General features: G+C 64.0%; 12 protein-coding genes. 5 read left to right on the forward strand and 7 right to left on the reverse strand.

Annotated features, from left to right (window positions below; translation table 11 throughout):
- Positions 1–8: 8 nt before the first annotated feature.
- Positions 9–989, reverse strand: coding sequence for a GTP 3',8-cyclase MoaA (moaA, locus tag R1L06_RS07820; protein WP_008265266.1), 981 nt, complete (start codon positions 987–989; stop codon positions 9–11).
- Between the two features lie 194 nt (positions 990–1,183).
- Between moaA and R1L06_RS07825 the strand changes: the two genes are divergently transcribed.
- Positions 1,184–1,588: a ribonucleotide reductase subunit alpha gene (locus R1L06_RS07825; protein WP_125426583.1), complete on the forward strand. Its 405-nt coding sequence runs from the start codon at positions 1,184–1,186 to the stop codon at positions 1,586–1,588.
- Here R1L06_RS07825 and R1L06_RS07830 read toward each other — a convergent pair.
- Complete coding sequence (locus tag R1L06_RS07830; RefSeq protein ID WP_317217362.1) at positions 1,582–1,911, reverse strand: hypothetical protein; 330 nt, start codon at positions 1,909–1,911, stop codon at positions 1,582–1,584. The two genes, R1L06_RS07825 and R1L06_RS07830, sit on opposite strands and share 7 nt — an antisense overlap.
- A gap of 566 nt (positions 1,912–2,477) precedes the next feature.
- Here R1L06_RS07830 and R1L06_RS07835 point away from each other — a divergent pair.
- Complete coding sequence (locus tag R1L06_RS07835) at positions 2,478–2,852, forward strand: hypothetical protein (RefSeq protein ID WP_317217363.1); 375 nt, start codon at positions 2,478–2,480, stop codon at positions 2,850–2,852.
- Between the two features lie 45 nt (positions 2,853–2,897).
- On the opposite strand, the gene R1L06_RS07840 is transcribed toward R1L06_RS07835, so the two are convergent.
- From R1L06_RS07840 to R1L06_RS07855, 4 genes are all read right to left on the reverse strand, one after another.
- The gene (locus R1L06_RS07840) at positions 2,898–3,233 is read right to left on the reverse strand and encodes a DUF6984 family protein (protein WP_049444665.1); all 336 of its coding nucleotides are present in this window, start codon (positions 3,231–3,233) and stop codon (positions 2,898–2,900) included.
- A 10-nt stretch (positions 3,234–3,243) separates the two neighbouring features.
- On the reverse strand, positions 3,244–3,633 hold the full coding sequence (locus tag R1L06_RS07845; RefSeq protein ID WP_180838515.1) for a hypothetical protein: 390 nt from the start codon (positions 3,631–3,633) through the stop codon (positions 3,244–3,246).
- A gap of 180 nt (positions 3,634–3,813) precedes the next feature.
- Positions 3,814–4,233, reverse strand: coding sequence for a hypothetical protein (locus R1L06_RS07850; protein WP_125895737.1), 420 nt, complete (start codon positions 4,231–4,233; stop codon positions 3,814–3,816).
- A 94-nt stretch (positions 4,234–4,327) separates the two neighbouring features.
- Positions 4,328–8,986, reverse strand: a complete 4,659-nt coding sequence (locus R1L06_RS07855) for an RHS repeat-associated core domain-containing protein (RefSeq protein WP_317217364.1) — start codon at positions 8,984–8,986, stop codon at positions 4,328–4,330.
- Positions 8,987–9,383: 397 nt separating this feature from the next.
- On the opposite strand from R1L06_RS07855, the gene R1L06_RS07860 reads away from it, so the two are divergent.
- Positions 9,384–10,232, forward strand: coding sequence for an aspartyl protease family protein (locus R1L06_RS07860; RefSeq protein ID WP_317217365.1), 849 nt, complete (start codon positions 9,384–9,386; stop codon positions 10,230–10,232).
- Positions 10,233–10,352: 120 nt separating this feature from the next.
- Here R1L06_RS07860 and arsH read toward each other — a convergent pair whose 3' ends face one another.
- Positions 10,353–11,081: an arsenical resistance protein ArsH gene (gene arsH, locus R1L06_RS07865; protein ID WP_317217366.1), complete on the reverse strand. Its 729-nt coding sequence runs from the start codon at positions 11,079–11,081 to the stop codon at positions 10,353–10,355.
- Positions 11,082–11,098: 17 nt separating this feature from the next.
- Between arsH and R1L06_RS07870 the strand changes: the two genes are divergently transcribed.
- Complete coding sequence (locus tag R1L06_RS07870) at positions 11,099–11,428, forward strand: ArsR/SmtB family transcription factor (RefSeq protein ID WP_317217367.1); 330 nt, start codon at positions 11,099–11,101, stop codon at positions 11,426–11,428.
- Between the two features lie 15 nt (positions 11,429–11,443).
- On the forward strand, positions 11,444–11,947 hold the full coding sequence (locus tag R1L06_RS07875; RefSeq protein ID WP_317217368.1) for an arsenate reductase ArsC: 504 nt from the start codon (positions 11,444–11,446) through the stop codon (positions 11,945–11,947).
- Positions 11,948–11,952 lie beyond the last annotated feature (5 nt).

The raw sequence follows: 11,952 nt of genomic DNA on the forward strand, positions 1-11,952 counted from the left end.
CGTGTTGCTCATCCTCCGATGGAGGCCAGGTGCGGGGTCAGCCCGGTCTGGCCCTGGTGCAGTCCATGCCCGGCCGCTTTCAGGCCAAGCTGTGTGGTGATGCGTGCCAGCAGCGCGTCGTGGTCATCGTCGCTCTGCAGCAGCGGGCGCAGCGGCACGCCGAACTCGCCGAACAGGCACAGCCGCAGGTCACCCTTGGCGGTCACCCGCAGGCGGTTGCAGCCCTTGCAGAAGTCACGCGAATACGGGGCGATGATGCCGATGCTGCCGCGATGGTCTGGGTGGCCGAACTCGCGCGCCGGGCCGGCATCGGCCGCACGCGGACGCTCGTGCCAGCCAGCGGCCAGCAGCTGTTCGATCACCACGTCGGCGCGCAGGTGGTGGCGCTGGAAATAGGCTTCGTTGTCGCCGGTGCGCATCAGTTCGATGAAGCGCACGCTGAAAGGACGGTCGCGCAGGTAGTCCATCCACTGCGGCAGCTCGTCGTCGTTCAGGCCACGCAGCAGTACCGCGTTGAGCTTGATCGCCGGCAGGCCCAGCGCCTGTGCCAGGGCCAGGCCCTGTTCGATCTCCGGCAGGCGGTCGTGCCCGGTGATGGTCCTGAAGCGTTCGCGCTGCAGGCTGTCCATGCTCACGTTCAGCGCAGTCAGGCCGGCGCGGTGCCAGCCCGGCAGGCGCCGCGGCAGCAGCGTGCCATTGGTGGTGATGGCCACCTTGCGGATGCCCGGCACTGCCGCCACGGTGGCGATGATCTCGTCCAGGTCCTTGCGCAGGCTGGGCTCGCCACCGGTCAGGCGGATCTTGCTCATGCCCAGCGCGGCAAACGCACGCACCAGGCGCGCGATTTCATCCACCTGCAGGAAGCGTGGGCGGCCATCGGCCTGGTAACCGTCGGGCAGGCAGTAGCTGCAACGGAAGTTGCAGGCTTCGGTCAACGACAGGCGCAGGTACGGAAAGCTGCGTCCGAAACCGTCGGTGAGTTGGCTCATGGCTGGTCCACCTTGTTGCTCCACCGTCTTGCCTGTACCCGGAACGGCCCGGAAACCCTCGTCTGCTGGAACGATTGCCAGAGTACGCGGCCGTCAGTTCCATGGGCATGACTTAAATCAATCGTCTTCGGCCCCGCGCGGCAGGCGTTGTGGCAGCATGCGGCTTTCCGTGCAGCGGGCGTGTGACAACCCTCATGATGATGAACGATTTCCAGCAGCTGCTGCACGCCGCAGGCCAGCAGGCTGAACCGCAACGTTTGCTGTTCGTATTCGTGCGCGCCGAGCTGCCCGAATCGCCCACCGACGACCAGCGCGACCGACATGACCGCCGTGAGGGCGGCACCCTGTCGCCGGTGCTGTGCGTGGACAAGCTGCCGGCCGAGGTGCCCAGCTTCCAGGCGCTGGCTACGGAATCGACTACCACCGGCATCGACTGGGACCTGGTGTTCGTGGCGGCGCTGGACGGCCGCGCCGGTTTCGCGCCCAACAGCGATGAGGCCGCGCGCCCACTGCAGCTGATGGTCAACGCCATCCATGACGGTCAGATCGGCCGCTTCGCCGCCTTCGACCGGGGCGGCGAGCCTGTTCAGTTCTATTGAGCCACCAGCTGCAGGGTCAGGAAGAAGATCACCAGCACGGTGTTCAGGCCCCAGGCCACGGTCAGCCCGCGTGCGGCCACGCCCAGGTTGGGGTTGTGCGCGGTGGGCGCCGCCCGCCAGACCGCCGGGATGATCCAGCCCGTATAGAGCAGCAGCACGGCAAACACTCCCAGCAGCAGCGGGGTGCGCTGGTTGGCCAGGGCCCAGAGGGCTACCGCCCACAGAATGTTGCTGGGAATCACGCCCTGCAGCCAGAACACACTCCAGAGGCGCGAACGGCCTTGGGTGGCGGGGGTTGGGTGCAGCGAAGCGGTCGCGGTCATAAGTCTCCTTCTGGTTAGGAAACGTGCCGGACCAGCCTGCGCTTGGTGGCTGGGAACGTCAACCCGAGTCGCACGTCACGCTTTGGCGCCGAGGGGGCCAGCGACGCTCGACTCAGGCCCCTGCGGAGCCTGTCGCCATCGCCCCGCCCCACCCGTGCCCTTCCCTCCCCCAGCCTCGACACCTGTCGCAGATTGCACGGTGTGGACGGATCACCACGCCAGCCAGCACTGGCAGTGCTTAACAGCGTGGGAGAATGCCGAAAGCGTCTCCAATCGAGTGATGTTTGCAGCTCTTCTGATTGGCATTGCACAGCGCCAGGGGCTCAGATGGCGTGCCACCGGAAAAGGGTGGCCGGGCTTCGAATCCCGTGTTGGCTTTGAGTAAGTGCGCTTGCCAGCCGGCGTCACCATGCGTGGCGCCGGCTGGCAATCCGTCTGCCGGCTATGGCGGGCGGTGCGTTGGGGGCGTTCGCGCCCGCCGGCTTGAAGCCAACCCGGATTCGAACCACGTACCGCCCGCCACCTTTCGGGTGGCGGCTACCGATTGCCCTGCACGGAGTTCTGCCATGAACGAATCGGACTTCCCCCACCTGCACGCCTACCGCAGCACCGTCCACGACGACGGTCCGCCGCAGGCTGCGCCTGCGGTGGACAGGACCACCTTCATTACCAATCTCCACCGCATCGGCTCCGGTGCGGCGGCCGATGGCCAACCCTGGCCGGAGCGGCATCAACTGCCCGGGCGCTGCCTGGCCCTGGCCGACGCCGATTGCGCGTTGAGCGGGTTGCGGGTGGTGCTGGAGATGCTGCTGGCGGCGGAACGCACCCGGCAGAACGGCGAACCCGGGCAGTACGTGGGCGACCGGGTGATGGAGGGGTTGGTCATGGCCTGCCAGTCGTTGTGCGCGCAGGCGGTGGGCCGGTTACAGCCCGAAGGGTGAACGCCATGCGCAACGGCCTTCAGCGAGGACCGCTTTCAACAGGCGTCAATGCTCGCTGAAAGCGCTTCTCAGATCGACGCCGATGATCGGCGAGAAGTCCACCTTCCACAGCTCCAGCTCGAAGAGCTGATCGTGATTATCCAGGCACAGGGTGACTCTCACCGGCACGCCGTCAGCATCGGCAAGCATGGCCGTAGCAATGTCACTGCCGAAAAGCCGGGTCGTGCTGGACAGGAACACCACGCCCCCGAATCCGACGACACCCACATCCTCCACCTGAGCGAGCGCCAGATCCTTCAACAACCGTTCGGACAGCTCGGTCGTCTCCGGCAGCAGCCTGTGGATGAGGGAGACCTCGTCGGGGGTGAGGAACCTGGGCACGGGATGTCCTTCAGGGCACCGCGTCCGCCATCGGCTGATTCTCGATCCGCCATGTCCTGGCGTAGATGAGAATGACGCTTCCGGTCGAGCTGGTCTCGATACGAAAACACTTCAGACCGGACAGCGGATAGCCGACCGCCTTCCAACGATCAAGAAGATCAGCGAGTCCCGGCTCGTCATCATCCACCATGGCAAACTCAATTCCCTCGTCACCCAGTACGCCGAAGTTCATGAGCGCCGAGCACCCGTAGGCTTCCGAGAAGCAAACGGTTGCCTGCCGGCCATCCGGCCAACGCGCTCGCACCCTTACCTCGTCGCATACGCCAGGATTGCTTCTGTTGATGTTGATGGCCAGCAACGTGGCGTCACACCATTCAAGGGAGTTGAAATCTTGGTTCATAGACTGGAACTCCGGGGAAACAACCACGGAGCCCCTGGCGCCTAGCCTCGCCAAGAGCCATTCTCACAAAAAGGACGCTATTGGGCACGCCAACCTCATCAGAACCGAATTCATAGGCCGCATCGCATCCAACGAAATGGAATTGAAGCGAAAACAGCGAAGATTGATACGTGCGCAAACTCACTCTGTCCCTTCTTGATCGCAGCCCTCCTCCGGCTCGTATTCATGGAACTGTTTCACCACTTCCCAGCCAAACTCCTTTTCAAGGGCCTCTCGCACAACACCAGGAACCGCAAACCAGGCAGTGTTAGTGTGCGAGTCGATACCTCGCGAATCGAATTGCGAAAGAAGGTGCACAGTTTCGGCGCGAGACATCTTCCTTTTCTCATCATGGAGAATTGAACGACGGTGCCTTTTTAGAAGGAGCCTCAACTGCTTCAGTGTTGATATCCCAAGCTTGTGAAGTTCAGCCACAACCTCCAAAAGGTCAAAGTCGCCGTAATCATGCCGACGATGAAACAGGCCCAGCACCATCTTCCTCATCCCGGCAGGAGTGACTACCTCCATTTCCTTGACCGCACGCGCATGCAACCTCTTCACCTAGTAAGCCTCAAGTCAGCGCCAGCATCCCTGCCAGCAAGCGAAGATCTTCCCGGCCCTTTCCAAATGAAACATAGCCCATCTTGCAGTTCATCTAGAAGAGCAGTGACGTCGAACCATCCGTAGGGCACATTGCTACATTCGGCTCTGTGAAGTCTACCGCCCCGCAAACCTCTGGAAAGAGACTACACAGGGTCTTGCACGCGTTAACATCTCCATTCTCGCAAGCAACCTGAAGAGCAACTCTGAGTGCGAGCGTGGGTCCGATTGCCTTGGGTGGAAGCAGGAACGACGGCTTCCTCTTATAGGTTGACTTTCCCGTATTGGAGTCCTTCTGCCATCCCCATCCAGGGCGTTTGGGATCATCCTTCCACTTTTTTCCAGGATTGTTGGTCCCATCCGGCGAGCGCGTCTGATTTCGTTCCCCGCGACGTCCCGACATCTCACCGAATGGATCGATGTTCAGCACGGGATCAGATTCGGAATAGGCAAATGTACTGATTCCGCCTTCCAACCCAATTGGATCACTCTGCGAGTACCGCCCAACTACCGGGTCATACTCCCGCTGATTGTTGTAGAACAACCCACTCGCATCCGTCGCCTGCTGGCCCGGGAAGCGCAGCGCCAGCTCGAACGCCACACCATCACCATCCGGGTCGGCACTCGGAATCTGATTACCGAACACTTCGCTCTTGTTGCTCCACTCCCAGATCGCCACATCGCGCACCGGGTCGATCACCACGCGCGGTGTGCCCAGATGATCCGGCTGGACGTAGGCTAACTCCTGCACGCCGGTGCCCGGCACATTGATCAGCGCCACCGGATAGTTGTCCAGCCAGATGGCCTGCTGCTGCGCCTGGCCCGTGGCCGAGTAGTTGCCCAGCCACTGCCCTGCCTCGTCATACAGGGTGATCTGCGCTGCGCCACCGGCCGGGGTACGCAACACGCGCTCGCCACGATGGTTGTAGCCGTAGCTCTCCAATGTGGCGTTACCCTGCTTCACCGCGTTCATGCGATTGGCATCGTTGTAGGTGAACGTCTTGCTGCCGATGCTGGTGGTGTTGCCCGCTGCGTCATGGGTGCGCGCCTCGCCATCCACCGCAGTCAGGCGGTGGCTGGTTGCGGGATAGGTGTAGCTGGCGGTACCTGCCGAGGTGGTCAGCGCGGTGCGATTACCGGTGGCGTCATACGCATAGGTTTCGATCGGTGTGCCGGTCGTACCGTCCTGGGTCTGGGTCAGGCGACCCAGCGCGTCGTAAGCGTACTTGGCCAGCACCGTCGAGCCTGTGCCGTTCTTCAGTTCGGTGATCGAACCCACCGGATCATAGCCATAGCCCAGCGACAGGCCGCCTGCGGCCGGGTCATGCACCGCCTGAGGGCGGTAGTCCAGATCCAGCGGACGCTGCAGCTGGCGGCCGTTGCCATAGGTCCAACCGGTCGCCGGGCCGAAGGCCGCGTAGGTCACGTTGTTCACCACGATCTGGCGGGCCTGGCCGGGCCGGGTCAGGCCGATCTGGCTGATGCGCCCCTGAGTATCGCGCACGTAGTCGGCCACACTGCCGTCGGGGTAGGTCAGCGCGGTCAGGCGGCCCGACTTGCTGTAGGCGTAGCGCAGCGTGCTGGCGACACCATTGATCGTCTGCACTTTACGGGTGACCTGGCCGAAGCGGTCATGGCAGTACTGGGTGCTGCCATTGGCATGCAGCACCTGCCCCAGGCGCCCCTTGGCAAAGCGCTCGTCTGTGGCGCAGGCAGCCGGCGCCACGTCATAGCTGTAGCCCACATCCAGATTGGGGTCCGGATAGGCGACGCCGATCAGGCGGTTGAGTGCATCGTAGTGATAGGTGGCGGTGACGCCACGCGCATCGGTGGCCGTCTTGCGATTGCCGGCCGCATCCAGGGTGAAGCTGCTGGCGCCCCTGTCCGGGCTGACCTGGCCGGTCAGGTCACCGAACCCGTTGTAGGCGTAGGTGGTGTGCAGTCCCTTCGGATCGGTGATCTGGGTGACCTGGTCCAGCGCGTTGTACTGGCTGCGGATCTCCGCCGCCACGCCGCCGACGTTCCGCAGGGTCTGCGCCAGACGGTTCAGCGGATCGAACTGCTGGCTGGTCACCCGCTGCAGGGCGTCGGTTACCGTCTGCGGGTTGCCGTTGGCATCGTAGGCAAAGCCGGTAGCGTGATTGCCTGCGTCCTTCAGCGCGGTCAGCTGGCCGAGCGTGTTGAACGTGCGTGCCAGGGTACGGCGCAGCGTGCCAGCGGTGTCCAGCGTGTCTTCCTTGAGGCGGTTGCCGGCATTGTCCAGTGTGTAGTGGATCGTGTTGCCTGCGTTGTCCTCGATGTCGGTCAAGCGCAGCGCAGCATCGTAGACGTAGGAAACGCTGCTGCCATCCGGCTCGGTGATCTTCTGCACCTGGCCCGTCGGCCAATAGCTCAGCTGGGTGACCCGATCCTCGGCAGTGGTCGCGCCGCGTACGGTGATCGAGGTCGGCCAGCCGCGAGCATGGTACGTGTAATCGGTGACCACGCCGTTGGCGTCCTTGACCGACAACGGCCGCCCGAACGCGTCGTAGTCCAAGGTCTCGACCGTCTGGCCCAGCGCATTGGTCACGCTGCGCAGGTCGCCCTTGCGATAGCTGCAGGCGCCATTGGCCGCGCATCCCGCATCATCCGCCGGGTAGTAGGCGTAGGTAACGGCATCAACCACATCCGTGCGCGGACCATCCACACTCTTCAGCAGCCCTTCCACAGGGCAGCTCCCTGCCGCAGCCACGTCCGCGGCTTCGCAATACGTGTAGCTGGTGATGCGCGTCTGACCGGACGCGATGTCGGTCACCGTGTTGGTTGTCGGCTGTCGCCGGGTATTGAAGGACGTTCGGGTTTCACGATTGCCGATGCGGGTGGTCAGTACCGCATTGGTTTCGACGTCGCGCGCGGTGGTCACCACCCGCTGTTCGGGCAGGCCGACCGCTTCGGTCACGGTATGGATGCTGACGGCACGACCGCTCACCGGATCGGTGCCCTGCGCATAGGTGTGCTTGGTCTGGATGCCGCGGCGATCGGTGTAGGTATCCAGACGCCGGCGGAAGTCGACACTCTGGTCGTAGTAGGTTCGGCTGACGGTTCCCTGCGAATCCGTCAGGCCGGTCACCTTGCGCGACGGCGCAGTGTCGCCGCCGGGTGTCAGGGTGTAGTCGGTCTGCCGCCCAAGCGCGTCGGTCACGACCGCACCGCCATTGGGGCTATAGGCCAGCGTCACGCCATCGGCACCGCCGGCGTGCTGACTGGAAATGACACGGCCGTCGGAATCATAGGTAAAAGTGCTGTAGCGACGCCCGTCCTCCGCCGTGATGCCGGTCAGATGCTGGGGGAAAGCTTGGTTCTCGTAGTGATGCGTGCGCACACCGCCACCCGCATAGGTCACCGTGGCAACCTGGTTCTGCGGCGTGTAGGTATAGGTGGCGAGCGCAATGCCTTCGACCAGTACCGAACTGATCAGCGCCTCATAGTCGTTGGACTGGTGGACGAACTCCAGCGTGCGGCCACTGCTGTGGGTGACGGCCGCAAGGCGGTCGCTGTCATCGTAGATATAGGTCAGCGACGTGGCATCCGGGAAGCGCTTGGTGATCAGACGCCCGTCCGCGCCGAAGGTCGAGATGGAACCCGCCGAATACAGCGTCCAGTTACCGTTCTGGACGAGACGATCACCACTGTCGTCGTCCGCCTCATAGGCTTGGCCGATCTTCTTGAATGCACGCTGGAAACCGGTGCTTTCAATGATGCCCACACTGTCAACGCCATCCAGTGCCAGGTGGGCGCCCAGCGAATGGGTCCAGCCATAGCCAAAGCCGCCGGATGAGGTGGAGATGCCGGAGTGATAGAACCGCGTCAGCGCGATCCAGCCCAGATCGAAGTCCGGCGCGATCTCATACTTCTCGCCCGTTTTAACATCACATGGGTTGCCGACATTGCCGTCGCAGGTACCGCCGTTGGAGGCCGGGTCATTGTCGGGAATCGGACTCATGTTCGCAGCTGTATCCTTGCGGGACATGGGGCAGTTACCGTTGCCGCCATCCTTGTCGCACTTCTGCGACTTCGAGGTGATGGTCGCAACGAAGTCCTCGTTGACGCAGGCGTTGTGCTTGTTGGACCACTGCGTAAGCGGAACAGGGCAATCAAGGCGGCGCTTGCGGCCGAAGGCCGCCTGACTCACGTGGGGCGTGCAGGGCGATTCGGCCGTGTTCTGCCCAATCATATGCGTGATCTGATAGAACCTGGACTCGACCACCCCCTCCATTTCGGGCACACCCGAGAACCAGTCTCCCTGTGGAGTCACAGCAGCACCCGGACAGACAGGATTGGTGGCCTGGACGCGCGCGAGATAGCTCGCGACCATCGCCTCTTCGGTCGTAAATTCCGCCGTGGCCAGATAGGTCCAGTCTGGATCCGAAGGTTGCGCCTTCCCCATCCAGTAGGTGATCGACGTGTTTCCGTTCAAGTCCACGACTTTCGACTTGATCTTGTCGACAGACTGCCAGCCGAACTGGAACTCCGGCGGGAACGGGCTGGGCGCCGGCAGGTTCTTGATGGCGGCCACCGCCGCCTGTTGGGTCTTGTATTGCGTCGCATCGCCACCGGGCTGCGAAATGCGCCAGGTGACCTTGCTTTCCTGAGCCTGTGCCACTGCAGGGGCGAAGCAGCCGACGGCAACGATCGCCAGCACTGCACACGAAATGGTCTTCAGTCGTTCCAACATCCCTGTTCTCCTTCCTGGACGAACACAGCGCCGGCGGGAACGAGAACGCGGAGGTGTTCCCCACGTCATGCTTCGGATCGTCCCTGGTCCGGAATGCGGCAGTTGCCACATGCCGCCTTTATCGTTGAAGACGGTGACATACTCAAGTCAAGGCCCGCGACATCCGTCACATTTCCACCCGCGCGGATTCCAGATCCAGCCGATTACCGCGACAGCTTTCGGAGCAGCCTGCGGGCAGGAAACACCTGCAACCGCCTGCATCCCTCACGCATCAGAAGATCCTGGACACCCATGGAACAGGATCATGAGGCGCATTCCCCCGCATCGCCGTACCGCACTCGGCACTCGCCGTTGGCGCAGCACTGCCATCGCCATCCTCACTATGCTGACGCTTCCCGTGGCCACCCTCGCCTCACCCGTGGCGGATAGCACCTGTACCCTCCCCGCCCGCCCGGGCGAGCGCATCATCGACGTTCCCTTTGACGTCATCGACGGGCGCATCCATGTGCAGGTGCAGGTCAACGGCAGCGGCCCGTACCGCTTCGCCATCGATACCGGCGCCAGCGGCATGGCCCGCGCGGACAGCCGTCTGGTGCGGAAACTGGCGCTACCCGCGGACGCCAGCACCCGCCACTCCGACGGCGTGCGGACAGCCTGGGCCGATACGGTGCGCATCAACGCCCTCGCGCTCGACGGGCTGCGCCACAGCGACGTGACCGCGCTCACCCGCGACTACAACGCACGGCAATCCAAAGACGCAGTGTTCGACGGCATCCTTGCGCGCGGATTCTTCGCTGATGGCGTGCTGATCATCGATTACCCCCAACGGCGCCTGCAGTTCCGCCGCGACATCGACCTCCTGCCCGCGCAACCGGACACGCTCGCCTACTCACGCGCCTTCCGCATCCCAGTGAAGATTGGAGCAGTGACCACAGAGGCGCAGCTGGACACCGGCGCCAACGTCGCGATGGTGCTGCCCACGGCACTCTTCCGGCGGGCAGCCGGTACCGCAGCGACCACCGGGGATCGACTGACCCTCAGCCACGGCGAGGTCGATGGCGGACGTGCACGGCTGGATGTTCCCGTGTTGATCGGTGGCCTGGCGCTGCAGGGGCTGCACGTACGGGTGTCCGACCGCTATCCCGAAGCGGTGGTGGGTGCCCATGCGCTGCAGGACGCAGTGGTGCTGATCGATCAGCGCAGCCAACGTGTGGCAATCTGCCCAAGCAGGCCCCATCGCAACTGAGTCACTGGCGGCGTGCTGCCCGCCATGCCGGCCACGCTTCGGCGATCACTGCGCCGACGACAGTATCCGGCCAGCCGCGCCCGGTCATTTCCACGCCACCTGCGGCCACCAGCCCCCCCCTCAGATGCCGGTCGCGCCCGCCGCCCGCGCCAGCTCCGCCGCCAACGCATCGCCCTTGCGCTCGCTGTAACGGTCCACGAGGTAGTCGGCGCGGCCACGGGTCAGCAGCGTGAACTTCACCAGTTCTTCGACCACATCCACCACACGATCGTAATAGGGCGAGGGCTTCATCCGCCCGTCTTCGTCGAACTCCTGCCAGGCCTTGGCCACCGACGACTGGTTGGGAATGGTCAGCATGCGCATCCAGCGGCCCAGCACCCGCAGCGTATTGACCGTGTTGAACGACTGCGAGCCGCCGCAGACCTGCATCACCGCCAGCGTCCTGCCCTGGGTCGGCCGCACGCTGCCATCTTCCAGTGGCAGCCAGTCGATCTGGTTCTTGAACACGCCGGTCACCGTGCCGTGCCGCTCCGGGCTGACCCACACCTGCCCTTCCGACCAGTGCGACCACTCGCGCAGCCGCTGCACTTCCGGATGCCCCTTGTCCACGCTGTCCAGCAGCGGCAGGGCATGTGGATCGAACACGCGCGTGTCGCAGCCCAGATGCTGCAGCAGGCGTTCGGCCTCCAGTGCCAGCTTGCGGCTGAACGACTGCGGCCGCAGTGAGCCGTACAACAGCAGGATGCGTGGCGGCCCCTGGCGTTCGGCGGCCAACCGCTGGTGATCAGGCTGGGGAAGCGAGGCTTCCCTCAGATGGGGCAACGAAGGACTTGTGATCGGCTTATTCATTCGACTATTCTAGAAATATGGAAACATTGAATGCAATCGCTGCGCTCACCGCGCTCGGCCACGCCACCCGCCTGGCGGCCTTCCGCCTGCTGGTCGAAGCCGGCCCGGCCGGTCGCATGGCCGGCGACATCGCCGCAGCGCTCCAAGTTCCTCCCGCCACCCTCAGCTTCCACCTGAAGGAGCTGGTACAGGCCGGCCTGGTCGAGAGCGAGAGCCAGGGCCGCCACGTCTGCTACCGCGCGAATTTCAGCGCAATGACCGGCCTGATCGAGTACCTCACGCACAACTGCTGCGCCGGTTCGCCAAGCGAACAGTGCACGCCGTCGGGCAATCCCTGCAGCTGCTGATTCGGAAACGCCACCATGTCCCGCTCCATCTTGTTTCTCTGCACCGGCAACAGCGCGCGCAGCGTGCTGGCCGAAGCCACCCTGCGCGCATGGGGCGGCGACCGCTTCACGGCCTACAGTGCCGGCAGCCACCCGACCGGCCAGGTCAATCCGTTCGCGCTTGCACAGCTGCGCGCGGAAGGTATTCCGGTGGCGGGACTGCGCAGCAAATCCTGGGATGAGTTCGCCGACGCGGCTCCGATGGATCTGGTGATTACCGTCTGCGATGCGGCGGCAGCGGAAGCCTGCCCGGTGGTGTTCGGTGATTTCATCCGCAGCCATTGGGGCCTGCCGGACCCGGCCGAGGCAGAGGGCAGCGATGCCGACAAGGCCGCCGCCTTCGCCCACGCGCATGCCATCGTCAAGGCACGCGTGCAGGCCCTGCTGGCGCTGCCCGGGCACGTGTGGCAAGACCGCGGAATGCTGCAGCAGGCGCTGGACCAGATCGGCCATCTGCTGCCGGCAGCGCGCACGCCATGAGCACA

Origin of the sequence: Stenotrophomonas mexicanensis (assembly GCF_032911605.1) — a bacterium.
Taxonomy (GTDB): Bacteria; Pseudomonadota; Gammaproteobacteria; order Xanthomonadales; family Xanthomonadaceae; genus Stenotrophomonas; species Stenotrophomonas maltophilia_A.